Here is a 22,660-nt window from a genome sequence, read left to right as displayed (position 1 = left end):
AAACGGTCCCGGGCGCTGTCGCGTCACGGGCGCTTCACGAGGGCAGCGGGAACGTCGATAGCGTCACCACCGAGACGCGGTCGCCGTCCAGGGCGAGGTTCACCCGCTGGCCGAAACGCAGCAGCCGCAGCCCGCCCGCCGCGAACGCCGCCGCGTCGAACTCCAGCTCCGTCCCGTCGTCGAGCAGCACGCTCCCCGACCGGGTCTCCGCGTCGAACGCCTTCACCGTCCCCTGCATGACCGGAACTCTAGGCCAACGACGGCAGCCGGGCCGCGACCTCGGCGGTGCGGGGGCCGGTGCCGAGGGCGAGGGCGGCGCGGAGGTCGTCCGGGGTGTCGACGTCGCGGCGGACGCTGTCGGTGCCGGGCAGGAGGATCTCCGCCGCGCCGCGGGACCGGTGCGCGGCGCGGGAGCCGCCGCCGAACGCCGGGGCGAACGGGACGCCCGGACGCGCCGTGTAGAGCGTCGTGCCGATGCCGGCCGCGTCCGGGACGAACGCCTCGGGCACGGCCGCCGCGGCGTCGAGAACGCGGGCGAGTTCATCCGGCCGCAGGGCGGGCAGGTCCGCCGACAGCGCGCCGACGCCCGCGTCCGGGGACAGCTCGCGGCCCCGGCCCGCGCCGTGCACGAGCGCCGGGTTCAGCCCGGCGTCCGGCGCGTCGGGCACCACGCGGGCGCCGAGGGCGGCGAGGTCGGCCGCCGGGAGGGGATCGTCGGTGACTACGATCACGTCGCGGACCCGGTCGCAGCGCAGCGCGGCGGCGACCGTGTCGGCCGCCACCGCGAGCGCGAGCGCCTCCCGGTGCGGGCCCGCGGCCCCGGCCATGCGGGTCTTCGCCCTGGCGAGCACCTTGACGGGGACGACGAGCGACCAATGGAGACGGGGCGCGCGGTGCGCCGCGGGGGACCCTGCTGCTGTAGACATGGCAACTCGACACTATGCGCACGCAACCGCGACACTTGATGACACCCCATGTTCATCCGGGGGATGAACCGAGGAGGGGACGGAATGAGGAGGGGACGGGCATGAGCCACGGGTACTCGCCGGGCTGGCGGAAGCTCACGATCGTCATCCTGCGGCCGCTGCTTTTCGGGCTCCTGAAGCGGGACTGGCGAGGCCGGGGCAACGTGCCCGGGGAGGGCGGCGTCATCATCGCCGCCAACCACATCTCCGAGTCCGACCCCCTCGCGCTCGCCCACTTCGTCTACGAGTCGGGCCGGTACCCGGTGTACCTGGCCAAGTCCACGCTGTTCGACGTGAAGTTCGTCGGCGCGGTGTTCCGGGGCACCGGGCAGATCCCCGTGTACCGCGACCGCGAGGACGCGGCGCGCGCCCTGGAGGCCGCGGAGCAGGCGCTCCTGGACGGCGAATGCCTGATGTTCTACCCGGAGGGCAGCTGCACCCGTGACCCGGAGCTGTGGCCCATGACCGGCCAGACGGGCGTCGCCCGCATGGCGCTGAAGACGGGCGCCAAGGTCGTCCCGGTGGCGAGCTGGGGCGCGCACGAGCTGATGCCGTACAAGAAGGGCGAGCAGAGGGGCCTCGCGGGGAGCCTGAAGAAGGGCTTCCACCCGCTGCCCCGCAAGACGATGCAGGTGATCGCCGGGCCGCCCGTCGACCTGTCCGGGTACGCGGGGCTGCCGCTCAGCAAGGAGACGCTGCGGGCCGCCACCGACGACATCATGTCCGCGATCGCCGGGCTCCTCGGCGAGCTGCGCGGCGCCGAACCGCCCGAGGAGCGCTACGACCACCACAAGGTCCTGGAGGAACGGCGCCGCGCGGCCCGCGGGACCGATGCGGCGGTGCCCGAGCCGGCGCGGCCGGCCGCGCCGGAGACCGGGCCCGCGGCGGAGCGGAAGGCGGCCGACTCGTGACCTTCCGCACCGCGGTGATGGGCGCCGGATCCTGGGGGACGACGTTCACGAAGCTGCTGCACGACGCCGGCGGCGAGGTCGTCCTGTGGGGCCGCCGGCCCGAGGTCGTCGAGGCGGTCAACGAGCGGCACGAGAACCCCGACTACCTGCCCGGCGTCACCCTGCCGGAGGGCGTGCGCGCCACGCTGGACCCGGCGGAGGCGCTGAAGGGCGCCGACTTCGTCGCGCTGGCCGTCCCGGCGCAGACCCTGCGGGGCAACCTCGGCGGCTGGGTGCCGCACCTGCCGGCGGACGCGGTGCTCGTCAGCCTGATGAAGGGCGTCGAGATGGGCACCACCCGGCGGATGTCGGAGGTGATCCAGGAGGTCGCCGACGTCCCCGAGGAGCGCGTCGGCGTGTTCTGCGGCCCCAACCTGGCCCGCGAGATCGCGAGCGGGGAGCCGGGCGCCGCGGTCGCCGCCTGCGTGGACGAGGCCGTCGCGCAGCGCCTCCAGGCCGCGACCATGACCCCGTACTTCCGCGTCTACACCTCCACCGACGTCGTCGGCTGCGAGCTCGGCGGCGCGGTGAAGAACGTCGTGGCGCTGTGCGTGGGCATGTCCGTGGGGCTCGGCTTCGGCGCGAGCACCCAGGCGGTGCTGATGACGCGCGGGCTCGCCGAGATCGCCCGGCTGGGCGCGGCGCTCGGCGCCGACGAGCACACCTTCGCCGGGCTCGCCGGGATGGGCGACCTCGTCGGGACGTGCATGTCGCCGCTGTCGCGGAACCGGACGTTCGGCGAGAACCTCGGCCGCGGCATGACCCTCGACCAGGTCATCGCGGTCACCAAGCAGACGGCGGAGGGCGTCAAGTCGTCCGAGGCGGTGCTGGAGCTGGCGCGCAAGCACAACGTGGAGATGCCGATCACCGAGGCGGTCACCGCCGTCCTGCACCACGGCATGCCCATCAAGGAGGCGGGCGTCTCGCTGATCTCGCGCTCGCCGAAGCCCGAGCGGTACGGGGTGTGACGCGGTGCCGCGCCGCCCCCGGATCGCTCGTGGCCGAGCCGGACTGATCACCGGTAAGGTCGGACCTCATGTCCCAGGTTTCTAAGATCCGCGTGGCCGTGGTGTTCGGCGGGCGCAGCTCCGAGCACGCGATCTCCTGCGTCACCGCGGGCGCCGTCATGGCCGCCATCGACCGGGACCGCTACGAGGTGGTGCCGATCGGCATCGCCCGCGACGGACGGTGGGTGCTCCCCTCCGCCGACCTGCGACTCGGCATCGAGGACGGCCGGCTGCCCGAGGTGACCGGCGCCGGCGGCGTCCTCGCGCTGCCGTTCGACCCGGACGGCCGGGGGCTGATGGTCGTCCGGCAGGGCGAGGTCCCGGAGACGCTCGCCGAGGTCGACGTCGTGCTGCCGCTGCTGCACGGCCCCTACGGCGAGGACGGCACGATCCAGGGCCTCCTCGACCTCGCGGGCATCCGGTACGTCGGCGCCGGGGTGCTGGCCAGCGCCGTCGGCATGGACAAGGGCTACATGAAGCTCGTCTGGGAGGCGCGCGGCCTGCCCGTCGGTCCGTACGTCCTCGTCGGCGACCGGGAGTGGCGGCGCGAGCGCAAGCGCAAGATCGACGAGATCAAGGAACTGGGCCTCGCGGCGGGCACCCCGGTGTTCGTCAAGCCGGCCCGCGCGGGGTCGAGCATGGGCATCACCCGCGTCACCGAGGAATCCGGGCTGGAGGCCGCGGTCGACGCGGCCCGCGAGCACGACCCGAAGGTGATCGTGGAGGCCGCGATCGAGGGCCGCGAGATCGAGTGCGGCGTCCTGCAGGGCGAGGACGACGGCCCGGCCGAGGCGAGCCTGCCCGCCGAGGTGCTGATGGCGGGCGAGCAGGACTTCTACGACTTCCAGACCAAGTACCTCGACGGCTCCACCCGGCTGATGATCCCGCCGGACCTGCCGGCCGCCGCGATCGAGGAGGTCCGCCGCGTCGCCGTGCAGGCGTTCGAGGCGCTCGACTGCGAGGGCCTCGCCCGCGTCGACTTCTTCCACACCCCCGACGGCCGCTGGGTCCTCAACGAGATCAACACGATGCCGGGCTTCACCCCGGCGTCGGCGTTCCCGCAGATGTGGGCGGCGACCGGGCTGGACTACCCGGCGCTCGTCGACCGGCTGATCCAGACGGCGCTGAAGCGCCCGACCGGCCTGCGCTAGCGGTAGGGGAGCCAGCCGGCCCGCTTCACCGTCGACGCGTCGGCGGCGTACGCGCCGTCGTCGGAGAACGTCCAGAGGGTGTCGCCGACGATGAGCGAGCGGACGATGCCGCCTTCCGGCTGCCGGACGGTGCCGATCTCGGTGATGGACGTCCCGGTGACCTTGAGGGCGACGGCCTTCGCGGCGGCGCCGTATTCGGGCGCCGCCGGGACGACGGTCAGGCCGGACTTCGGCCAGTACAGGAAGGCGTGCGCGTCGAACTCCACCTGCGAGGTGACGCCGGGCAGCGTGTAGGCGTCGATCCTGCGGGGTGCGCCGGAGACGTCGAAGAGGGAGACCTGGAGGCCGGTCGTGGTGCCGGAGACGTCCGCGTCCTGGCCGACGCCGAGCAGCCCGCCGTCCGCCGTGGGGTGCAGGTAGGCCGAGTAGCCGGTGATCTTCAGCTCGCCGGTGAGGCGGGGGCGGCGCGGGTCGCCCAGGTCGAGCGTGTAGAGCGGGTCGGTCCGCCGGAACGTCACGACGTACGCCTTCGGGCCGATGAACCGGACGGAGTGGACACGCTCGCCCCTGCCGAGCCCGTCGATCCGTCCGATGCGGTCGAGGCGGTCGCCGTGCTGGGCGAGGACGTGCACCGAGCTCTGGGACTTGGCGCCGTCCCGGTCGGTGGTCGTCGCCAGGCGGAGGTTTCCGTCGTGCTCGGACATGGAGTACTGGTTGAGCAGGTACCCCTTGACCGAACCGGACGCGGCGTAGCGCGGACGTCCGCCGCCGCCCAGGTCGAACTTGTGGATGCCGGTGTCCGGCTCGGGCGCCTTCTTGGTCGACCACCGGAACTGCTGCCTGGGCGTGCCGGTGACGTACAGACTCTTCCCGTTGCCGTAGACGGTGGAGCCGTCGGCGGTGATCCCGATGGCCTGCGGGTCGCCGAGGTCCTTGCCCAGGTCGATGGACAGCACCGTCAGCATGGTCGAGCCCTTGGCCGAGGCCGGGCAGCTGACCTGGTCGCACGGCGTCCGGTACGCCGTGCCGTCGCTGAGCCGGAACGCCGGGAGCCAGGCGTCGAGCGGGGCCTTCCAGACCTCGACCCGGTTCTCCTCGGTGGCGTCCTTCCCGTCCGTTCCGCCGGGGAAGTCGATCTTCGGCTCGGACCGGACCACGACGCGCACCGTCGAACCGGTCTGCCGCGCGTCCAGGTACTGCACGTCGGACGTCAGCGTGCCGATGATCTTCGGGGCGCCGGAGAGGTCGACCAGCGTGAGCCGCATCGCCCGGCCCGTGTACCCGGGCGGGGGGTCGCCGTCGACGGGGAGCGCCGGGGTGCGGTCCGTCAGTACGAGCGCGCGGTCGCCGCTGAGCAGCAACTCGTCATGGTCGTACCGGTCGGCGCCCGGCAACTCCAGCGTGTGCGTGATCGTGCGGGTGGCGGGATCGATGACCCGCAGGCGCCGCTTCGCGACCGTCACGATCCTGCGGCCGTCGGTCTTCACGAGGTCGGGTTCGTCGGCGTCCGGCTCGTGGGCGTTCGTCGTGGAATGCTCTTGCGGTCCCGCGGCCTCGGCGGGCAGCCGGCCCTTCCGCAGCGCCCAGAGCCCGTCCCTCGGCATGGGCGGCGGATCGTCCAGCCCGACCGGGCCGACCCGGTCGGCCGTGGCGCTGCGCAGATCCTCCAGGAGCGCGTCGCAGCCGTCATAGGCGACGAGCCGCGCCGCCGGAGCCGGGCTCGGCGGGGCGCCGGGACCGGACGACCCGGAGCAGCCGGCGATCCCGGCCAGCAGCAGCACCGCCGCGGCCGGTGCGGAGATGCGACCACGCATGGACGTTCGACGCCCGCACCGCCCGCCCGGTTCCGCGATTCCCGCATTCCGCATTCCGCGGTGATGCCGGGCTAACGCGGACGTCGGGCCGCTGAAACCGCCCGGTAACAGGGGCCGGGCACGATCGAGCCATCGCCCGCCGACCGAGAGGATCGCTCCCGATGACGTCACCCGCCGTGTTCGACCTTGACGACGAGGGGACCCGGCAGGTCCGCGGCCACGACCACTGGCACCCCGACATCCCCGCCGTCGCGGAGGTCATCACCGGCGGGTCCGTCCGGCTCGAATGCCCCGGCCGCGAGGCCGGCGCCGGGGTCCTGCTGTGCGGCCCGCTCGTCGTCGTCGGCGCGGAACCGGGCGACGTCGTCGTCGTGGACGTCCTCGGCGTCGGACGGCCCGGCGGCATGCGCGACGCCGGCGGGCATCCCGGCATCATCGGCTGCGCGCCGTCCGCGCCCGTGGCGGTGCCCGGCGACGCGCGCGACCGGGACGTCGGCGGCTGCCGCATCGCCCGGCTCACCGCCGGTTCGCGCGTGCTGCTGCCGGTGCGGGTGCGCGGCGCCAAGCTGTCCGCCGGCGACCTGCACTTCCCCGCGCGCGGAAGCCTCGGCTGCGACGGGGCCGGACGGCCGGGCTGGATCGACCTGCGCGTCCACCTCACCCGGCAGGGGACCGAGCGCTTCGGGGTGACCGGGCCGATGCTGATGCCGAGCCCCTGCTAGCCGTCCCTCCGCTTGCGCTTCTCGTGCTTGGCGATCAGGGTGTCGATCTGGACGCTCAGCCGGGAGCCGAGCGGCCAGCCGACGTAGTGGGTCAGGAAGATGCCGATCTCGCGCAGCTCGTCCGGCGACAGCTCCCCGTTGGCCAGCGCCGCCGGGATCTGGATGTCCAGGACGTCGTTGAGCCCCTGACCCGCCAGCACGCCGATGAGCAGCAGCCGCCGGTCGCGCATGCTGAGGCCCGGACGGGTCCAGATGTCGCCGAAGAGGTGGTCGACGGTGATGCCGAAGAACGCGCCGGGGGCGTCCTCGATGTCCCAGCCGTAGACCTGCCGCATCATCTCCAGCCCGCGCTCGCGGCGCTCGTTCCCGTTCCCCGCGGGGCCCCCTCGCTCATCCATCGGTGTCTCCGGGAAGTCCGAGGCCGGGGCCGAAGCGGTCGCGGGCGATCCGGGCGAGCGGCACGTCCACGCCCAGCTCGTCCGCCAGTTGCAGGGCGAGGGACAGGTCCTTCTCGCCGAGGTCGCGGGTGTGGCACAGGATGTCGTACAGGTCGTCGCCCGGGTCCAGCGGCGCGGTCGTCGGGCGGAGCATGATCGAGCCGGCGCCGCCGGTGATCGCGTCGGTGTGCCGGACGACCCGGCCCAGCTTCCGCAGCGACACCCCGGACGCCTCCGCCAGCCGCTGCGCCTCCGCGGCGGCCGTGAACGAGATGAAGTGCAGCATGTTGCGGGCCAGCTTCGTGCGGGTGCCCGCGCCGACCGGGCCCATGTGCAGGACGAGGTCCGCCCAGGCGCCGAACGGCTCCCGGCAGCGCTCGAACGCCGCGTCCGTCCCGCCGACCATGACCGCCAGGCTGCCCGCGCTCGCGCCCATGAACCCGCCGCTGACCGGCGCGTCCACGACCTCGATCTCGTACCGCCGGGCGCGCGCCGCGAGGTCCTCGGCCGTCTTCGCGCGGATCGTCGAGTGGATCGCCAGGACCGTGCCCGGCCGGGCGCTCGCGAGCACCTCGTCGCCGACCTCGTTCACCTGGTCGTCGTCCCGCACCATGATCGAGACGAGCTCGGCGTGCGCGGCGACGTCGGCGACGCTCTTGGCCGCCCGCGCGCCCGCCTTCACCAGCGGCGCCATCGCGTCCGGGCGGGTGTCGTAGACGACCAGGCCCCGGCCCGCCAGGTGGCCGGCCATGGGCGCGCCCATCTGGCCGAGCCCGATGAACCCGACCGCCATGCGGGAGTCCCGCGGGAGGGCGCCCTCCGGCGCCCCCCGGTTCGCCTCGCTCATGCGCGGAACACCTCGCCGCCGTCGACGTTGACGATCTGGCCGGTGATCCAGGCCGCGTCGTCCGACAGCAGGAACAGGCACGCGCCGACGAGGTCCTCAGGCGACCCCATGCGCTTCAGCGCCATCTTGTCCCGGACGATCTTCTGCGACATGCCGCCGGGCACGACGGTGCGGTTGGCCTCGGTGTCGATCGGGCCGGGCGCGATCGCGTTCACGCGGATGTTCATGCTGCCCAGCTCGTGCGCGAGCTGCTGCGTGAGCCCGTTGACGCCGACCTTGGCCAGCCCGTAGAAGCCGGAGTACTGCCACGCCGCCGTGGACGACTGGTTCACGATGGAACCGCCCCCGCGCGCCTGCATGTGCGGGTAGCAGGCCCGCGCGCACAGCAGCGCGCCGTCCATGTTCACCGACATGAACTTCTTGTAGTAGTTCCAGTCGACGGTGAAGAGGAAGTCCAGCTTCATCGTCCCGAAGATGGCGGCGTTGTTGACGAGATGGTCGATGCCGCCGAACCGCTGCTTCGCGGCCGCCGCCATGGCCTCCACCGATGCGGGGTCGGACACGTCCGTCCGGACGAACAGCCCCTTGACGTCGTCGGCGACGCCCTGCCCGCGCTCGTCCACGTCGGCGACGACCACGTGCGCGCCCTCGGAGGCGAGCGCCCGCGCGTACGCCTCGCCGATGCCCTGCGCGGCCCCGGTGACGACCGCGACCTTTCCCTCGAACCTCATGCGCCCTCCGCGATCGCCTTGGTCTCCAGGTACTCCTCGAAGCCGGCCACGCCCATCTCGCGGCCGATCCCGGACTGCTTGTAGCCGCCGAACGGGACGTCCGCGCCGTACCAGACGCCGCCGTTCACGCTGACCGTCCCGGCGCGCAGGCGGCGCGCGACCCCGCGCGCCCGCTCCGCGTCGCCGCCGTGCACCGCGCCCGACAGCCCGTACGGGGAGTCGTTCGCGATCCGCACCGCGTCGTCGTCGCCGTCGTGCGGCAGGAGCACCAGCACCGGGCCGAAGATCTCCTCGCGCGCCGTGCGGGCGTCGTTGGTCAGCCCCGTGATCAGCGTCGGCTCGATCCAGAACCCCTTGTCGCGGCCTTCCGGGCGCCCGCCGCCGCAGGCGAACGCGCCGCCCTCCTTGGCCGCCAGCTCCAGGTAGCCCTCGACGCGCTCGCGCTGCTTGGCGGAGATGACCGGGCCGCAGATCGTCCGGTCGTCCTGCGGGTCGCCCGCGCCGAGCTTCGCGAGCGTGCCCGCCGTGATCTCGGCGGCCTCGTCGTAGCGGTCGCGGGGGACGAGGATCCGGGTCGTGATCGCGCACCCCTGCCCGGCGTGCGTGATCCCGGAGAACGCCGCGTACGAGCACGCGGCCCTGAGGTCGGCGTCGTCCAGGACCACGAAGGCGGACTTCCCGCCCAGCTCCAGGAAGACCCGCTTGAGGGTGGCGGCGGCGCCGGCCATCACGTTCCGGCCCGTCGCCGTGGACCCGGTGAACGACACCAGGTCGACGCGCGGGTCCCGGGCCAGCTGCGCGCCGAGTCCGTGGTCGGACGAGGTCACCACGTTGACGACGCCGGCCGGGATGTCGGTCTCCTCGGCGATGACCTCGCCGAGGACCGCCGCGCACCAGGGGGTGTCGGGCGCGGGCTTCAGCACCACCGTGTTCCCCGCCGCCAGCGCCGGGCCGAGCTTGGCCAGGTTGATCTGGTGCGGGAAGTTCCACGGGGTGATGGCGCCGACGACGCCCGCCGCCTCCCGGGCGACCCGCCGGTGGCTGGGCATCCCCATCGGCTCGGCGCGGCCGAGATCGCGTTCCCACTCGTAGGACTCGACGAGGTCGGCGAACCACCCGAGGTCGTCGACGGGCGCGTCCAGCTGCGCCCCGAACGTCAGGAAGCGCGGCGCGCCCACCTCCTTGATCGTGAGTTCGCGCAGCTCGTCGGCCCGCCGCCGCAGCCCCTCCCGGAGCTGCCGCAGGCACCGCACGCGGAACGCGTGGTCGGTCGCCCACGCGGTCTCGTCGAACGCGCGCCGGGCGGCGCCGATCGCGCGGTCCATGTCGGCGGCGGTGGCGTCGGCGGCGGTGCCGAGCACCTCCTCGGTCGCGGGGTCGATCGTCTCGAAGGCGCCGCCCGCCCCGGGGACGAGCCGCCCGTCCAGCAGAAGCAAGCGATCGGTAGTTCTGGACACCTGTCCAGACTACAGTTCAGGGCAGGGCGAAATGCAAGGGAAAGATCCGGTGAATTCGGAGATGTGACAGGCTTGGTGCGCTGCCGCCGCCTAGAGGAGAACGCCCCGTGTCCTACCCCGGTCCGCCGGAACGCATCGGCCCCTACCGGGTCGTGGACCGGCTCGGCGAGGGCGGCATGGGCACCGTGTACGCGGGACTGGACGCGTCCGGGCGCACGGTCGCCATCAAGGTGATCAGGCGGGAGTTCGCCGCCGACCGGCGCTACCTCGCGCGCTTCGAGGCCGAGGTCGCGGCGGCGCAGCGCGTCCGGCCGTTCTGCACGGCGCCGGTGCTGGACGCCGACCCCGCCGCCGACCCGCCGTACCTGGTGACCGAGTTCGTGAACGGCCCGAGCCTCGACGCCGCCGTGGCGAAGGACGGGCCGCTGCGCGGCGCCGACCTGGAGGCCGTCGCGGTCGGCATCGCGACCGCGCTGACCGCCATCCACGACGCGGGCGTCGTGCACCGCGACCTGAAGCCCGCCAACGTCCTGCTGTCCACGTTCGGGCCGCGGGTCATCGACTTCGGCATCGCCCGCTCCCTGGACGGGACGCGCCTCACCGCGACCGGCGGCATCGTCGGCACGCCCGCGTTCATGGCCCCCGAGCAGCTGGACGGGCGCGGCGCCGCCCCGGCGTCGGACGTGTTCGCGTGGGGCGCCACCGTCGCGTTCGCCGCGCGCGGCGGGTCGTGCTTCGGCGGCAACTCGCTGCCCGCGGTCATCCACCAGATCATGAGCGGCGAACCGGACCTGAGCGGGCTGGACGGCATGCTGCTCGGCGCCGTCCGGGACGCGCTGGCCAAGGACCCGGCGAGGCGCCCGTCCGCGCAGGCGCTGCTGGACCGGCTCATCTCCGGCGGCGTCCGGCGGCGGCAGCCCGCCCGCGCCCCGGAGCCCGCCCCGGAGCCAACCCCGGAGCCAACCCCGGCGCCCGCCCCGCGGCTCGCCGCCGGGGAGGCCGAGGCGCTGGTCGAGAGCCAGTACCGGCAGGCCGCGCAGGCGGGCGACCCGGCCGCGATGCGCAACCTCGCCGCGCTGCTGACCGGGCAGGGGCGCACGGCCGAGGCCGAGTCCTGGAACCGGTACGCCGACGCGATCGCCGTCCGCCCCGCCGCCTACCGGCGGCCGGCCGGATACGGCGGCCACCCGACGCGCCCGCCGCACGCGGCGCACGCGGTCCACGCGTACCCGCCCGCGCACGGCGGCAAGCCGCCGGTCAACAGCCTCGCGATCTACGCGGTGTCCATGGGCGCGGTCGGGCTGATCACGTGCGGGCTGCCGTCCATCCCCGCCATCGTCGCCGGGCACATCGCCTGGGTGCGGGTGCGGCGCTCGGGGGAGCGGGGGCTGGGCCTCGCGGTGACCGGGATCGCGCTCGGCTGGATCATGGTCGCGTTCTGGGCGCTCGTCGCCTTCGGCTGGTCCCTCCCCGAAGAACCCTGAGCCTGCCGGAAGAACCCTGAGCCTGCCGGAAGAGCCCTGAGCCTGCCGGAAAACATGTTGCGGCCCTCCGGCAGCCGCTGGCACCGTAGATCACGTCAGCCCGTCCACGAGGGTTCGAGAGGAGGACCGGCCATGGCCCTGGAGCGCTATCGACTCCGACTGCGCTCGGCGTCGCACGCCCGCCCCGGCCGGTATCCCGCCTCGTAGGAGACCCCGGCCGAGCCGCCGCGAGTGACGCCTTCCTCGCGATCCGCGCGGCTCTACCCCAACCGGCAGAGGGGCCACTCTCAGGAAGTGGACGCTCCGGGTTCGAATCCCGGGAGCCGCACGCAAGCCTCCGTAGTCCAACGGTAGAGACAGCGGCATGAGGTGCCGTGTGTTGTGGGTTCGAATCCCTCCGGAGGTACGACGCGGGCCGTCCGGCCCGCGCACGGGGCGGCGCCGACGTTTGGAGAGTCGGGCCTGGCTGTAACCCAGGTGCCTCGCGCTGAGTGGGTTCGAATCCCACCCGCCCCACCACGATGATCCTTGGGGGACTGCCCGCGCGCGCCCCCGGCGCGACCGGTGCGCCGCCGTTGCGCGCCGCACACTTCTGAACTAATGTCTGGACACGTGTCCGGTAAAGAGCAGCTGACGACCGAACCCACCCGCCGCCGCCTCACCGAGCGGCAGGCCGACACGGTGCGGCGGCTGACCGACGCCGCCGTGGTGGAGGTCGGCGAGAGCGGCTACGAGGGACTGACCGTCCGCAACGTGGCCAAGCGCGCCGGAGTCGCGCCCGCGACCGCCTACACCTACTTCGCCTCCAAGAACCATCTGATCACGGAGGTGTTCTGGCGGCGGCTCAGCGCGCTGCCGCCCGTGGAGGCGGACGGCACGCTGCTGGAGCGCGTGGTGGAGGTGCTGCGCGACATCGCGCTGCTGGTGTCGGACGAGCCCGAGTTGGCCGCGGCGTGCACCACCGCACTGCTCGGCACCGACCCCGACGTCCGCGAGCTGCGGGTGCGGATCGGCGTCGCGATCCGCGAGCGGCTGCAGGCCGCGCTCCGCGACCACGACGACCCGAAGATCCTGGGCGCGCTGGAGCTGGCCTACACCGGCGCGCTCGTGCACGCGGGCATGGGCTACACGTCCTACGCCCGCATGGCCGACCGGCTCGCCGAGATGGCAGAGCTCATCCTGCCCGAACCCCCCGAGTGAGGTGACGGCCGTGGACCCTGCTGCGCAGGTCTCCTACAGCCCGTTCGACTACGCCGTCCATGAGGACCCCTACCCCGTCTACGCGCGCCTCCGCGAGGAGGCGCCGCTGTACCGCAACGACGAGATCGGCTTCTGGGCGCTGTCCCGGCACGCCGACGTCTCGGCGGCCTTCCGCGACCACACGACGTTCTCCAACTCCCACGGCGTCTCGGTGGAACCGAGCGCGTGGGGGCCGAACGCGCACCGGACGATGTCGTTCCTCGCCCTCGACCCGCCCCGGCACACGCGGATGCGCGCCCTCGTCTCCAAGGGCTTCACGCCCCGCCGGGTCAAGGAGATGACGGACGGCATCCGGGCGCTGACCCGGCGCCATCTGGAACCCGCCCTGGAGAAGGGCGAGTTCGACGTCGTCGCCGACTTCGCCGGCCTGCTGCCCATGGACGTCATCTCGGAGATGATGGGCGTCCCGGAGGCCGACCGGGCGGAGGTGCGCCGCCTCGCCGACACGGTCGTCCACCGCGAGGAGGGCCTCAACGACGTCCCGCCCGCCGGGATGGACGCGGCCCTCACCCTCGTCGGCTACTACCAGGACATGGTGGCCGAGCGCCGCCGCAGGCCGACCGGCGACCTGACCTCGGCCCTGCTGGACGCCGAGATCGACGGCGACCGGCTGGACGACACCGAGGTCATCGCGTTCCTGTTCCTGATGGTCGTCGCCGGCAACGAGACCACGACCAAGCTGCTCGCCAACGCCCTGTACTGGGGCGCGCGGAACCCCGAGCAGGCGGCGAAGCCGCTCGGCGACCCGGCGCGCGTGGACGACTGGATCGAGGAGACCCTCCGCTACGACACCTCCAGCCAGATGCTGGCCAGGAAGGTCGTCCGGGACGTCGAGCTGCACGGGCGGCGCGTCCCCGCGGGCGACCGGGTCCTGCTGCTGGTCGGATCGGCCAACCGCGACCCGCGCGTGTTCGCCGACGCCGACGCCTACGACCTCGACCGCGACACCTCCCAGCTCGTCAGCTTCGGCGGCGGACGGCACTTCTGCCTCGGCGCCAACCTGGCCCGGCTGGAGGCCCGGATCGCGCTGACCGAGTTCGTGCGCGAGGTCGCCGACTACGAGATCGACTTCGCGAACGCCGAGCGGGTGCACTCGGTGAACGTCCGCGGATTCGCGGCCCTGCCCGTGCGCGTCGCGCGCCGGGGCCGGAAGGAGAGCTAGATGCCCCGCTTCGACCCCCATCCCGAGCGGCGCCCGGCCGTGGTGACCGGCGCGTCCTCCGGCATCGGCGCGGCGACGGCGACGGCGCTGGCGATGGCCGGGCACCCCGTCGCGCTCGGCGCGCGGCGCACCGGCAAGTGCGAGGAACTGGCCGCCACGATCCGGGCCGGCGGGGGAGAGGCGTTCGCGCACCCCCTGGACGTCGGCGACTCCGACTCCGTCAAGGCGTTCGCGGCGGCGGCCGGCGACGCGCTCGGCCCCATCGAGGTCGTCGTCTCCAGCGCCGGCGACCTGGCCGCCGGACGCCTCCACGAGATCGGCTCCGATCAATTCGCCGAGCAGATCGAGGTCCACCTCGTCGGCGCGCACCGGCTCGTGTCGCACTTCGTCCCGCAGATGGTGGCGCGGCGGCGCGGCGACATCGTGTTCATCTCGTCCGACACCGTCCCCGCCCCCCGCTCCTGGACGGGCGCCTACGTCGCGGCCAAGAACGGCGTCGAGGGCATGGCCCGCACCATGCAGATGGAGCTGGAGGGGACGGGGGTGCGGGCGTCCATCGTCCGTCCCGGACCCACCGCGACCGGCATGGGCATGACCTGGGACGCGGACACCACCGGCGCCGTCCTGGAGGACTGGGCCAAGTGGGGCCACGCCCGCCACCCCTACTTCCTGCGCCCCTCCGACGTCGCCGCCGCCGTCGCCGCGATCGTCGCGACCCCGCGCGGCGCCCATCTCCGGCTCGTCGAGGTACAGCCCGAAGCCCCCCTGGAGGAATCATGACCGCTTTGGTGGAGCCGCGCGCGGTGTCGGGCGGGCCCGACCACCTGGAGGAGCTGCGCACCGACCCGATCGGGCTGATGCGCCGCGTCCGGGAGGAGTGCGGGGACGTCGGCGAGTTCCGGATCGCGGGGCGGCGCGTCGTGCTGCTGTCCGGCGCCGAGGCCAACGAGTTCTTCTTCCGCTCGCCGGACGAGGAGCTCGACCAGGCCGAGGCCTACCCGTTCATGACGCCGATCTTCGGCGAGGGCGTGGTGTTCGACGCCACCCCCGAGCAGCGCCGCGAGGCCCTGCACAACCAGGCGCTCAAGGGCTCGTTCATGAAGGGGCACGCCGCGACGATCTCCGCCGAGGTCGACCGGATGGTGGCCGGCTGGGGCGACGAGGGCGAGATCGACCTGCTCGACTGGTTCGCCGAGCTGACGATCTACACCTCGTCCGCGTGCCTGATCGGGCGCAAGTTCCGCGAGCAGCTCGACCGCCGGTTCGCCGACCTGTACCACGACCTCGAACGCGGCACCGACGCCATCGCCTACGTCGACCCGTACGCCGACATCGAGAGCTTCCGGCGGCGGGACGCGGCGCGGGCGGCGCTCGTCGAGCTCGTCCAGGGCATCATGGACGGCCGCGAGCCGAACCCGCCGAAGGAGGACCGCGACCTCCTCGACGTCCTCATGTCCGTCAAGGACGCGGACGGCACGCTGAAGTTCGACGCCGACCAGGTCACCGGCATGTTCATCTCGATGATGTTCGCCGGGCACCACACCACGTCCGGCACCGCCGCCTGGACCCTCATCGAGCTGCTCCGCCACCCCGGCGTGCTGGACGGCGTCGTCCGGGAACTGGACGAGCTGTACGAGGACGGCCGCGAGGTGTCGTTCCAGGCGCTGCGCGCCATCCCGAGGCTGGAGTCGGCGATCAAGGAGGCGCTGCGGCTGCATCCGCCGCTGATCCTGCTGCTGCGGGTCGCGCAGTCCGACCAGGAGGTCTGCGGCCACCGCGTCCCGGCCGGGACGATGGTGGGCTGCAGCCTCGCCGTCTCCAACCGGATCGAGTCCGACTTCCCCGACCCGGACGCCTTCGACCCCGACCGGTACGTCGCGCCCCGCGAGGAGGACCTCCTCAACCGCTGGACGTGGGTTCCGTTCGGCGCCGGACGGCACCGCTGCGTCGGCGCGAACTTCGCGATGATGCAGCTCAAGGCCATCTTCTCGGTGCTGCTGCGGGACTGGGAGTTCGAGCCCGCGCAGCCGCCGGAGACCTACCGCAACGACCACTCGAAGATGGTCGTCCAGCTGGCGCAGCCGTGCGCCGTCCGCTACCGCAGGAGGCGCCGGTGAGGATCGAGGCCGACCTGGACCTCTGCCAGGGACACGCCATGTGCGAGCTGGAGGCCCCCGACGTCTTCGAGGTCCCGTCCAAGGGCAAGGTGCGGATCCTCGACGCCGAACCCCCCGAGAACGCCCGCCGCGAGGTGGCCGCGGCCGTCCGCTACTGCCCCACCCAGGCCCTCAGACTGCTGGAGACATGATGCCGTCCTTCCCCCGAGAAGAACTCGACGCGATGGTCGAGCACTGGCTGGCGGAGAACCGCCGCTGCGAGGAGCTCGGCGACTGGCGCCCGCTCGCCGACCTCTACACCGAGGACGCCACCTACGGCTGGAACATCGGCCCCGACCAGGACTTCATGGCCGTCGGCCGGGACGAGATCCGCGACCTCGCGCTCGGCTCCGAGATGGGCGGCCTCGACGGCTGGACGTACCCGTACCAGAGCATCCTGATCGACGAGGCCAAGGGCGAGGTCGTCGGCTTCTGGAAGCAGGTCGCCGACGCCGTCCGCCCGGACGGGACGCCCTACGAGGTGCTCGGCATCGGCGGATCCTGGTTCCGGTACGCCGGGGACCGGCGGTGGTCGTGGCAGCGCGACTGGTTCGACCTCGGCAACGTCACGTCCGTGTTCGTCGAGATGATGAAGGCGGGCGTGCTGTCGGACGGCATGAAGCGGCGCCTCGACCGGGCCGCCGCCGGCGAGCCGATCCCCGGCTACTACCCGCGCGGGGAGAGCCCCGTCCCGATCTGGTGACCGGCGCCGGGTGACCCGCGTCCCGGCCCGCGCGGTCAGATCTGGCCCTCGGGCTTCGGCGGGATCGTCGCCTTGATCGACGGTCCCAGCTCGATCAGCACGTCCCCGGCCGGGTTGTACTTCGGCGGGACCGTCACCTCGACGTACGCCTGCCGGCCGACCGCGGTGAACGTCACCGGGCGGTCGGCGGGCACCCCGAACCAGTCCACCCCGTTGATCGTCACCAGCTCCGACTCGGGCCGCAGCTGCGGCGGCCGGGGGACGCCGCAGCGCAGCGCGATCGCGGGCGAGCCCCACGCGGCGGTCAGCGGCGAGTCCGGGGAGGTGTCGCGGCGCTCCCGCCCGTGCACCTTCTCGGGCAGCCGCAGGCCCTCGCACAGCCGGGTGACCGCGGCGTCCGGGCTCGGCACGGGCACCTGCACGGCCCCGCCGCCGCACCCCGCCGCGAGCAGCGACGTCCCGGCGAGCACGGCGAACCGCCGCCCTGGCAAGCGCCCTGCCTGTCTGAGGGGACGACCCCCCAGACTCCCCGGCAAGTGCCCTGCCTGTCTGAGGGGACGACCCCCCAGACCCCCCGGCAAGTGCCCTTTAGATGTGAACAATCGGGCAGGTGAGGGTCCGCGTGATGCCTTCGACGGCCTGGATCTGCGCCACGACGAGCTTGCCCAGCTCGTCGACATTGCGCGCCTCCGCTCGGACGATCACGTCATAGGGTCCCGTGACGTCCTCCGCCAGAGTGACGCCCTGCACGCCGGAGATGTGGCCCGCCACCTCGGCGGCCTTACCGACTTCGGTCTGGATGAGGATGTAGGCCTGCACCATCACGTCCTCCCCAAGCGGAGAATCAACCGTCGGACGGTTCACCGTATCGTGTTACGCGCCGCTACGGGGGCCCGGGGTGCCGGGTGCCGCGGCAGGGCGGGCCGACCAGGCGGAACACGGGGGAACGGGCGCGGATGGGCACGATCGGCGAGCTGGGCGAGTTCGGATTGATCGGCCGGCTGACGCGGCGGCTGCCGCCGGGCCCGGCGGTCCGGCTCGGCCCCGGCGACGACGCCGCCGTCGTCGCCGCGCCGGACGGCAGCGTCGTCGCCACCACCGACCTCCTCGTGGAGGGACGGCACTTCCGCCGTGACTGGTCCGGCCCCTACGACATCGGGCGCAAGGCCGCCGCGCAGAACCTCGCCGACGTCGTCGCCATGGGGGCCCGGCCGACCGCCCTCCTGATCGGCTTCGCGGCTCCCGCCGGGACCGCGGCGGAGTGGGCCGAGCGGCTCTACGACGGGTTCGCCGACGAGTGCGCCGCCGCCGGCGCGTCCGTCGCGGGCGGCGACGTCGTGTCCGCGCCGCTGATCACGCTGGCGGTCACCGCGCTCGGCGACCTGGGCGGCGCGGCCCCGCTCACCCGGTCCGGGGCCCGTCCGGGCGATCTGGTGGCCGTCCGGGGACGGCTCGGGTTCGCCTCCGCCGGGCTGGCGCTGCTCACCGAGGGGCGCGACGCGCCCGAAGAGCTGATCGCGGCGCACCGGCGCCCCGAACCGCCCTACGGCGCCGGGGACGAGGCGCGGGCGCACGGCGCCACCGCGCTGCTGGACGTGAGCGACGGGCTCGTCCAGGACCTCGGGCACATCGCGGCCGCGAGCGGCGTCCGGATCGAGATCGACTCGGCGGCCGTCCCCGTCCCGGAGGCCCTCGGCCCGGACGGGCTGCGGCACGCGCTCACCGGCGGCGAGGACCACGCGTTCGCCGGAACCTTCCCCGGGGCCGTGCCGCCGTCCTGGTCGCGGATCGGCGTCGTGACCGCGGGTTCGGGGGTGCGCGTGGACGGACGCGAACCGCCGTCCGGCGCCTGGGATCATTTCGCCCGCTGAACGGCGCGTGCACTGAGCGCGTACGGCCGTGTGCGTTGCCGCATCCGGTAGGCAGGTTTGGTACAGGTTTGGTATACATCCTGTGATCGAAGAGGGATGGGATGGGACGACACACGAGGCACGAGCAACCGGAGGACGAACCCCTACCGGGCGCCCCCGCGTCCCAGGGTCCGTACTTCGGGGCTCCCGCCGACCCGTCCTACGACGCCTTCTCCGGACCGACCGACGACCGGGTGTTCGTGTCGTCGTACGAGCGGCCGAGGTCCGGCCCCCCGCCCGCGGTGAGCCGCCCGCACGGCCCGCCCGACGGGTACCGGTTCGATCCCCTCCCGGGGGACTATCCGGGCGATTATCCCGGCGCCCCCGGCACCGCTCCCGGCTTCGCCCCCGACCCCGCCGCCGCCGAGACGCCGCCGCAACGGCCGCCGTCCCAGGACCGCGCGGAACCGTCCGGCGGACGCGGCTGGACGAAGTTCATCTCGCTGCTGCCTCTCCCGCTGCTGCCGATCGTCGCGCTCGTCATCGCGGTGGGAATCGTCTCCTACGCGCTGAGCACGCAGCAGATCTCGCTCAACTTCGCGGGCGGCGGCGCCCCCCGCGACACCGTGACCAACCCGCGCGACAGCCAGGTCTCCCAGCGCGGCCCCGGCGAGCGCGCCGGCCGCGGCGCCGCCCGCGCCGACGGCCTCATCATCGCCTTCCGCGTCGCCTCCGAGGAGCCCGGCGGCTTCAAGGCCACCGCCACCATCGCCAACAAGGGCACGCAGCCCGTGCCCACGTGGGCGCTCGCCTTCAAGATCCCGAACGCGTCGGTCACCGCGATCAGCGGCGCCACCGTCGTCCGGATCGGGGGCCTCGCCTTCGTCCGGGGCCGCAGCGCGATCGCGCCGGGCGACACCGTCCGGATCGTGTTCACCGCGCGGGGCACCGCGTCCAGGCCGTCGGCCTGCATCCTGAACAAGCTGCCCTGCGCCCTCGTCTGAGGACGCCCGTCCGAGGACGCCCGTCTGACGGCGCCGGACCGGGCGAACCGCCATAGGCTGGACGGCATGTCGCGCATTCCGTCCTCGCCCCAGGCCCCGCCGCTCGTGCTCACCATCGCGGGCTCGGACTCCGGCGGCGGCGCCGGCATCCAGGCCGACCTGAAGACGATGCTCGCCCACGGCGTCCACGGGATGAGCGTCGTCGCCGCCGTCACCGCGCAGAACTCCCTCGGCGTCCAGGGCTACTGGGAGCTGCCGGCCGAGGCGGTGCGGGCGCAGCTCGACTCCGTCCTGTCCGACATCGGCGTGCACGCGCTCAAGACCGGGATGCTGGCGTCCACGGTCCTCGTCGAGACGGTCGCCGAGGCCCTCGCCGCCTCCGACGCCCCCTCCGTGGTCGACCCGGTGGGCGTCTCCAAGCACGGCGACCCGCTGCTCGCGCCCGACGCCGTCCACGCCGTGCGCGCCGCGCTGCTGCCCGCCGCGACCGTCGTCACGCCCAACCTGTACGAGGTGGAGCAGCTCACCGGCGTCAAGGTCGTGGACGAGGCGGGGCTGCGCGAGGCCGCCGAGGCCGTCAAGGCGCTCGGCCCCCGGTGGGTGCTGATCAAGGGCGGGCACCTGCCGGGCGAGCCCGCCGACCTGCTGTTCGACGGCGAGCACGAGCATCGCTTCACCGCGCCCAGGCACGACAACCGCCACACGCACGGCACCGGCTGCACCCTCGCGTCCGCCATAGCGTCCAACCTGGCCCTGGGCGACGACGTCCCCACGGCGGTGGGCAAGGCCAAGGACTACGTGACCGGCGCCATCGCCGCCGGCTTCCCGCTGGGCTCCGGGATAGGCCCGGTCGACCACGCCTGGCGGCAGCGCTCCTGATGGCGGGGGCGGGCGTGCGGAGCGAGGAGACCCCGGACACGCAAAAGTCGGCTCACCGGATCACACCGATGAGCCGACGAAGTCCGCGCGGCTCAGACCGTGGGCTTGACGATCTTGCCGGCCTTGATGCAGGACGTGCAGGCGTTGATCCGCTTGGTGCTGCCGTTCACGACGGCGCGGACGCGCTGGATGTTGGGGTTCCAGCGGCGCGGGGTGCGGCGGTGCGAGTGGGAGACGCGCATGCCGAAACCGGGTCCCTTGCCGCAGACGTCGCAGACGGAAGCCACGGGAAACTCCAAGTGGTGTCGATGCTCTGACCGGAGCGCCGCCCGGTGCCGCCGACGGGCGGGCCGGGCATCATGGGTGCTCACTGACGAGCGCCTCGGACGAGGCGCACGGATCAGACTAGCCGACAGCCCGGCCGTAGGCGAATCACGTGGGCGCATCGCCCGCGGCCGGAGAGCGAGCAGGGAGCGGGTTCGTGGGCGAGATGCTCGACGGTGCGGCGGTGCGGCGGTGGTGCAGGCTGGCGGCGGACGCCCTCGGCCGCACCCGGGGGGAGATCGACGCGCTCAACGTGTTCCCCGTCCCCGACGGGGATACCGGTACCAACCTGCACCTGACCGTGATCGCGGCGGCGGACGCGCTGGACGAGCTGCCGGCCGCCGCCGGCCCCGCCGAGACGTGGCGGGCGCTGGCGCAGGGCGCGCTGCTCGGCGCCCGGGGCAACTCGGGCGTGATCCTCAGCCAGGTGTTCCGCGGCCTCGCCGACGTCCTCGGCCCGCTGGAGGCGCCGCCGGACGGCGCGGCGTTCGCGGGGGCGCTGGGGCACGCGTCCGGGCTGGCGCGCGGCGCCGTCGAGCATCCCGTGGAGGGGACGATCCTCAGCGTCCTCGCCGAGGCCGCCGCCTCGTGCGCGGCCTCGGGGAGCGGGCTCCCCGAGGCGTGCCGGTCCGCCGCGGGCGGGGCCCGGCGGGCGCTGCGCCGCACGACCGCCCAGCTGGACGTGCTGGCCCGCAGCGGCGTGGTCGACGCGGGGGCGGCCGGGCTCTGCGTGGTCTTCGACGCCCTGGTCGCCGTCGTCACCGAGGAGTACCCGGAGCGGTACGAGGTGCCCGCCCGCGCCGCCGGGACGCCCGCGCCCGCCGGGGAGCGCCCGGAAGGCCCCGGCTACGAGGTCATGTACCTGCTGGACGCGCCGGACGCCGCCGTCCACGCCCTGCGCGAGCGGCTCGACGGCCTCGGCGACTCGCTCGTCGTCGTGGGCGGCGACGGCCTGTGGAACGTCCACGTGCACGTGGACGACGCCGGCGCCGCGATCGAGGCGGGCATGGCTGCGGGCCGCCCGCACCGGATCCGGGTCAGCTACCTGCGGGGCGGCGAGGGGCCGCACGCGCCGCACACCGGCCGCGCGGTGATCGCGGTGACGGCCGCCGACGGGCTGGCCGCGCTGTTCGAGGAGTGCGGCGCCCGGGTCGTCCGGCGGGAGCCGGGCGAGGCGCCGCCGCTCGCGGTGCTGGCGGAGGCGATCCTCGCCGCGGGGAACGAGGTGACCGTCCTGCCGAACGAACCGGAGGTCCTGGCGCTCGCGGAGGCCGCCGCGGAGCGCGCGCGGGACAGCGGCGCGCACATCGCGGTCGTGCCGACGAAGGCGTCCGTCCAGGGGATGGCCGCGCTGGCGGTGCACGACCCGCTGCGCCGCTTCGGCGAGGACGTGATCGAGATGACCCGCGCGGCCGGCGCGACGCGGTTCGGCCATCTGGAGGTCGCCGGCCAGGAGGCGGTGACGAGCGTCGGGCTGTGCCAGCCGGGCGACGTCCTCGGCCTGATCGAGGGCGATGTCGCGACGATCGGCGCCGACATCGCGGAGGTGGCGCGGCGCGTCCTCGGCCGGATGCTGTCCGGTGGCGGCGAGCTCGTCACGCTGATCGCGGGCGTGCACGCCCCGCCCGGCCTGGCGGAGGTCCTCGAAGAGCACCTCCGCGGCGAGCACCCCGATGTGGAGGTCGGCGTGTACGAGGGCGGGCAGGAACGGTATCCACTGCTCATCGGCGTCGAGTGATTCCCGTCCGGCCCATGGG

The 22,660-nt window shown here is 73.8% G+C and carries 25 protein-coding genes and 3 tRNA genes; 18 read left to right on the top strand and 10 right to left on the bottom strand.

Translation table 11 applies throughout. From position 1 onward, the window contains the following. Positions 1-34 precede the first annotated feature (34 nt). Both SM611_RS11395 and cofC read right to left on the bottom strand, forming a co-directional pair. The gene (locus tag SM611_RS11395) at positions 35-238 is read right to left on the bottom strand and encodes a hypothetical protein (protein WP_371949343.1); all 204 of its coding nucleotides are present in this window, start codon (positions 236-238) and stop codon (positions 35-37) included. A gap of 10 nt (positions 239-248) precedes the next feature. Continuing rightward, entirely contained in the window at positions 249-926 is a 678-nt protein-coding gene (gene cofC / locus SM611_RS11390; protein WP_371949342.1) for a 2-phospho-L-lactate guanylyltransferase, read from the bottom strand. A gap of 101 nt (positions 927-1,027) precedes the next feature. On the opposite strand from cofC, the gene SM611_RS11385 reads away from it, so the two are divergent. From SM611_RS11385 to SM611_RS11375, 3 genes are all read left to right on the top strand, one after another. Beyond that, positions 1,028-1,876 carry a lysophospholipid acyltransferase family protein gene (locus SM611_RS11385; RefSeq protein WP_371949341.1) on the top strand — a complete coding sequence of 283 codons (849 nt, stop codon included), beginning with the start codon at positions 1,028-1,030 and terminating at the stop codon, positions 1,874-1,876. 17 nt (positions 1,877-1,893) lie between these two features. Beyond that, positions 1,894-2,883, top strand: coding sequence for an NAD(P)H-dependent glycerol-3-phosphate dehydrogenase (locus tag SM611_RS11380; RefSeq protein ID WP_371949492.1), 990 nt, complete (start codon positions 1,894-1,896; stop codon positions 2,881-2,883). A 68-nt stretch (positions 2,884-2,951) separates the two neighbouring features. Continuing rightward, the gene (locus tag SM611_RS11375) at positions 2,952-4,073 is read left to right on the top strand and encodes a D-alanine--D-alanine ligase family protein (protein ID WP_371949340.1); all 1,122 of its coding nucleotides are present in this window, start codon (positions 2,952-2,954) and stop codon (positions 4,071-4,073) included. On the opposite strand, the gene SM611_RS11370 is transcribed toward SM611_RS11375, so the two are convergent. Then, positions 4,070-5,887 carry a beta-propeller domain-containing protein gene (locus tag SM611_RS11370; protein ID WP_371949339.1) on the bottom strand — a complete coding sequence of 606 codons (1,818 nt, stop codon included), beginning with the start codon at positions 5,885-5,887 and terminating at the stop codon, positions 4,070-4,072. The two genes, SM611_RS11375 and SM611_RS11370, sit on opposite strands and share 4 nt — an antisense overlap. 161 nt (positions 5,888-6,048) lie before the next feature. Between SM611_RS11370 and SM611_RS11365 the strand changes: the two genes are divergently transcribed. Then, complete coding sequence (locus SM611_RS11365) at positions 6,049-6,609, top strand: acetamidase/formamidase family protein (protein WP_371949337.1); 561 nt, start codon at positions 6,049-6,051, stop codon at positions 6,607-6,609. On the opposite strand, the gene SM611_RS11360 is transcribed toward SM611_RS11365, so the two are convergent. From SM611_RS11360 to SM611_RS11345, 4 genes are read right to left on the bottom strand one after another with little or no spacing between them, the layout of a single operon-like run. Continuing rightward, positions 6,606-7,007, bottom strand: a complete 402-nt coding sequence (locus SM611_RS11360) for a carboxymuconolactone decarboxylase family protein (RefSeq protein WP_371949336.1) — start codon at positions 7,005-7,007, stop codon at positions 6,606-6,608. The genes SM611_RS11365 and SM611_RS11360 overlap by 4 nt on opposite strands. Then, positions 7,000-7,893: an NAD(P)-dependent oxidoreductase gene (locus SM611_RS11355; RefSeq protein ID WP_371949334.1), complete on the bottom strand. Its 894-nt coding sequence runs from the start codon at positions 7,891-7,893 to the stop codon at positions 7,000-7,002. The genes SM611_RS11360 and SM611_RS11355 overlap by 8 nt, the downstream gene beginning before the upstream one ends. After that, positions 7,890-8,624 carry an SDR family oxidoreductase gene (locus SM611_RS11350; protein WP_371949332.1) on the bottom strand — a complete coding sequence of 245 codons (735 nt, stop codon included), beginning with the start codon at positions 8,622-8,624 and terminating at the stop codon, positions 7,890-7,892. The genes SM611_RS11355 and SM611_RS11350 overlap by 4 nt, the downstream gene beginning before the upstream one ends. Continuing rightward, positions 8,621-10,081 (bottom strand): aldehyde dehydrogenase, encoded by a 1,461-nt coding sequence (locus tag SM611_RS11345; protein WP_371949331.1) that lies wholly within the window; start codon positions 10,079-10,081, stop codon positions 8,621-8,623. The genes SM611_RS11350 and SM611_RS11345 overlap by 4 nt, the downstream gene beginning before the upstream one ends. A 107-nt stretch (positions 10,082-10,188) precedes the next feature. Between SM611_RS11345 and SM611_RS11340 the strand changes: the two genes are divergently transcribed. From SM611_RS11340 to SM611_RS11295, 10 genes are all read left to right on the top strand, one after another. Then, the gene (locus SM611_RS11340) at positions 10,189-11,565 is read left to right on the top strand and encodes a protein kinase domain-containing protein (RefSeq protein ID WP_371949330.1); all 1,377 of its coding nucleotides are present in this window, start codon (positions 10,189-10,191) and stop codon (positions 11,563-11,565) included. A 254-nt stretch (positions 11,566-11,819) separates the two neighbouring features. Beyond that, positions 11,820-11,893: transfer RNA gene (locus SM611_RS11335), tRNA-Leu, on the top strand. Positions 11,894-11,898: 5 nt separating this feature from the next. Continuing rightward, a tRNA-Leu gene (locus SM611_RS11330) sits at positions 11,899-11,971 on the top strand. A gap of 26 nt (positions 11,972-11,997) precedes the next feature. Then, a tRNA-Tyr gene (locus SM611_RS11325) sits at positions 11,998-12,084 on the top strand. A 93-nt stretch (positions 12,085-12,177) separates the two neighbouring features. Beyond that, on the top strand, positions 12,178-12,765 hold the full coding sequence (locus SM611_RS11320; RefSeq protein WP_371949328.1) for a TetR/AcrR family transcriptional regulator: 588 nt from the start codon (positions 12,178-12,180) through the stop codon (positions 12,763-12,765). Positions 12,766-12,775: 10 nt separating this feature from the next. Next, positions 12,776-13,987: a cytochrome P450 gene (locus SM611_RS11315; protein WP_371949327.1), complete on the top strand. Its 1,212-nt coding sequence runs from the start codon at positions 12,776-12,778 to the stop codon at positions 13,985-13,987. Continuing rightward, positions 13,988-14,767, top strand: a complete 780-nt coding sequence (locus tag SM611_RS11310; RefSeq protein WP_371949326.1) for an SDR family oxidoreductase — start codon at positions 13,988-13,990, stop codon at positions 14,765-14,767. After that, positions 14,764-16,104, top strand: coding sequence for a lanosterol 14-alpha demethylase (gene cyp51, locus SM611_RS11305; RefSeq protein WP_371949324.1), 1,341 nt, complete (start codon positions 14,764-14,766; stop codon positions 16,102-16,104). Before SM611_RS11310 ends, cyp51 begins: the two co-directional genes overlap by 4 nt. Then, complete coding sequence (locus tag SM611_RS11300) at positions 16,101-16,295, top strand: ferredoxin (RefSeq protein ID WP_371949323.1); 195 nt, start codon at positions 16,101-16,103, stop codon at positions 16,293-16,295. The genes cyp51 and SM611_RS11300 overlap by 4 nt, the downstream gene beginning before the upstream one ends. After that, positions 16,292-16,846, top strand: a complete 555-nt coding sequence (locus SM611_RS11295; protein ID WP_371949322.1) for a Cif family virulence factor — start codon at positions 16,292-16,294, stop codon at positions 16,844-16,846. Before SM611_RS11300 ends, SM611_RS11295 begins: the two co-directional genes overlap by 4 nt. Before the next feature lie 35 nt (positions 16,847-16,881). Here SM611_RS11295 and SM611_RS11290 read toward each other — a convergent pair whose 3' ends face one another. Further along, positions 16,882-17,337: a DUF3515 domain-containing protein gene (locus SM611_RS11290; RefSeq protein WP_371949320.1), complete on the bottom strand. Its 456-nt coding sequence runs from the start codon at positions 17,335-17,337 to the stop codon at positions 16,882-16,884. A 97-nt stretch (positions 17,338-17,434) separates the two neighbouring features. Next, a complete protein-coding gene (locus SM611_RS11285) occupies positions 17,435-17,668 on the bottom strand; it encodes an Lrp/AsnC family transcriptional regulator (RefSeq protein ID WP_371949319.1) in 234 nt (77 codons plus the stop codon). A gap of 134 nt (positions 17,669-17,802) precedes the next feature. On the opposite strand from SM611_RS11285, the gene SM611_RS11280 reads away from it, so the two are divergent. The 3 genes from SM611_RS11280 (at position 17,803) to thiD (ending at position 20,579) form a co-directional block, all read left to right on the top strand. Further along, positions 17,803-18,717: a thiamine-phosphate kinase gene (locus SM611_RS11280; RefSeq protein WP_371949318.1), complete on the top strand. Its 915-nt coding sequence runs from the start codon at positions 17,803-17,805 to the stop codon at positions 18,715-18,717. 101 nt (positions 18,718-18,818) lie between these two features. Beyond that, positions 18,819-19,700: a cellulose binding domain-containing protein gene (locus SM611_RS11275; protein ID WP_371949317.1), complete on the top strand. Its 882-nt coding sequence runs from the start codon at positions 18,819-18,821 to the stop codon at positions 19,698-19,700. Positions 19,701-19,766: 66 nt separating this feature from the next. Then, positions 19,767-20,579 carry a bifunctional hydroxymethylpyrimidine kinase/phosphomethylpyrimidine kinase gene (gene thiD / locus SM611_RS11270; RefSeq protein ID WP_371949315.1) on the top strand — a complete coding sequence of 271 codons (813 nt, stop codon included), beginning with the start codon at positions 19,767-19,769 and terminating at the stop codon, positions 20,577-20,579. A 92-nt stretch (positions 20,580-20,671) separates the two neighbouring features. Here thiD and rpmB read toward each other — a convergent pair whose 3' ends face one another. Next, positions 20,672-20,866 carry a 50S ribosomal protein L28 gene (gene rpmB / locus SM611_RS11265; RefSeq protein WP_067632165.1) on the bottom strand — a complete coding sequence of 65 codons (195 nt, stop codon included), beginning with the start codon at positions 20,864-20,866 and terminating at the stop codon, positions 20,672-20,674. A 203-nt stretch (positions 20,867-21,069) separates the two neighbouring features. Here rpmB and SM611_RS11260 point away from each other — a divergent pair, with 203 nt between their 5' ends. Further along, positions 21,070-22,641 carry a DAK2 domain-containing protein gene (locus SM611_RS11260; RefSeq protein WP_371949491.1) on the top strand — a complete coding sequence of 524 codons (1,572 nt, stop codon included), beginning with the start codon at positions 21,070-21,072 and terminating at the stop codon, positions 22,639-22,641. Positions 22,642-22,660: the final 19 nt, after the last annotated feature.

Source organism: Actinomadura monticuli (assembly GCF_041463655.1).
GTDB classification, from domain to species: Bacteria; Actinomycetota; Actinomycetes; order Streptosporangiales; family Streptosporangiaceae; genus Spirillospora; species Spirillospora monticuli.
This window is presented reverse-complemented; position numbering and strand designations above follow the sequence as displayed.

What these genes read in the sequence shown, in the direction of transcription:
- SM611_RS11355 (WP_371949334.1), bottom strand. Translation starts at nt 7,893, where the DNA reads ATGAGCGAGGCGAACCGGGGGGCGCCGGAGGGCGCCCTCCCGCGGGAC.
- SM611_RS11395 (WP_371949343.1), bottom strand. Translation starts at nt 238, where the DNA reads ATGCAGGGGACGGTGAAGGCGTTCGACGCGGAGACCCGGTCGGGGAGC.
- SM611_RS11360 (WP_371949336.1), bottom strand. Translation starts at nt 7,007, where the DNA reads ATGGATGAGCGAGGGGGCCCCGCGGGGAACGGGAACGAGCGCCGCGAG.
- SM611_RS11375 (WP_371949340.1), top strand. Translation starts at nt 2,952, where the DNA reads ATGTCCCAGGTTTCTAAGATCCGCGTGGCCGTGGTGTTCGGCGGGCGC.
- SM611_RS11260 (WP_371949491.1), top strand. Translation starts at nt 21,070, where the DNA reads ATGCTCGACGGTGCGGCGGTGCGGCGGTGGTGCAGGCTGGCGGCGGAC.
- SM611_RS11380 (WP_371949492.1), top strand. Translation starts at nt 1,894, where the DNA reads ATGGGCGCCGGATCCTGGGGGACGACGTTCACGAAGCTGCTGCACGAC.
- SM611_RS11275 (WP_371949317.1), top strand. Translation starts at nt 18,819, where the DNA reads ATGGGACGACACACGAGGCACGAGCAACCGGAGGACGAACCCCTACCG.
- SM611_RS11295 (WP_371949322.1), top strand. Translation starts at nt 16,292, where the DNA reads ATGATGCCGTCCTTCCCCCGAGAAGAACTCGACGCGATGGTCGAGCAC.
- cofC (WP_371949342.1), bottom strand. Translation starts at nt 926, where the DNA reads ATGTCTACAGCAGCAGGGTCCCCCGCGGCGCACCGCGCGCCCCGTCTC.
- SM611_RS11310 (WP_371949326.1), top strand. Translation starts at nt 13,988, where the DNA reads ATGCCCCGCTTCGACCCCCATCCCGAGCGGCGCCCGGCCGTGGTGACC.
- cyp51 (WP_371949324.1), top strand. Translation starts at nt 14,764, where the DNA reads ATGACCGCTTTGGTGGAGCCGCGCGCGGTGTCGGGCGGGCCCGACCAC.
- SM611_RS11370 (WP_371949339.1), bottom strand. Translation starts at nt 5,887, where the DNA reads ATGCGTGGTCGCATCTCCGCACCGGCCGCGGCGGTGCTGCTGCTGGCC.
- SM611_RS11350 (WP_371949332.1), bottom strand. Translation starts at nt 8,624, where the DNA reads ATGAGGTTCGAGGGAAAGGTCGCGGTCGTCACCGGGGCCGCGCAGGGC.
- SM611_RS11285 (WP_371949319.1), bottom strand. Translation starts at nt 17,668, where the DNA reads ATGGTGCAGGCCTACATCCTCATCCAGACCGAAGTCGGTAAGGCCGCC.
- thiD (WP_371949315.1), top strand. Translation starts at nt 19,767, where the DNA reads ATGTCGCGCATTCCGTCCTCGCCCCAGGCCCCGCCGCTCGTGCTCACC.
- SM611_RS11365 (WP_371949337.1), top strand. Translation starts at nt 6,049, where the DNA reads ATGACGTCACCCGCCGTGTTCGACCTTGACGACGAGGGGACCCGGCAG.
- SM611_RS11385 (WP_371949341.1), top strand. Translation starts at nt 1,028, where the DNA reads ATGAGCCACGGGTACTCGCCGGGCTGGCGGAAGCTCACGATCGTCATC.
- SM611_RS11280 (WP_371949318.1), top strand. Translation starts at nt 17,803, where the DNA reads ATGGGCACGATCGGCGAGCTGGGCGAGTTCGGATTGATCGGCCGGCTG.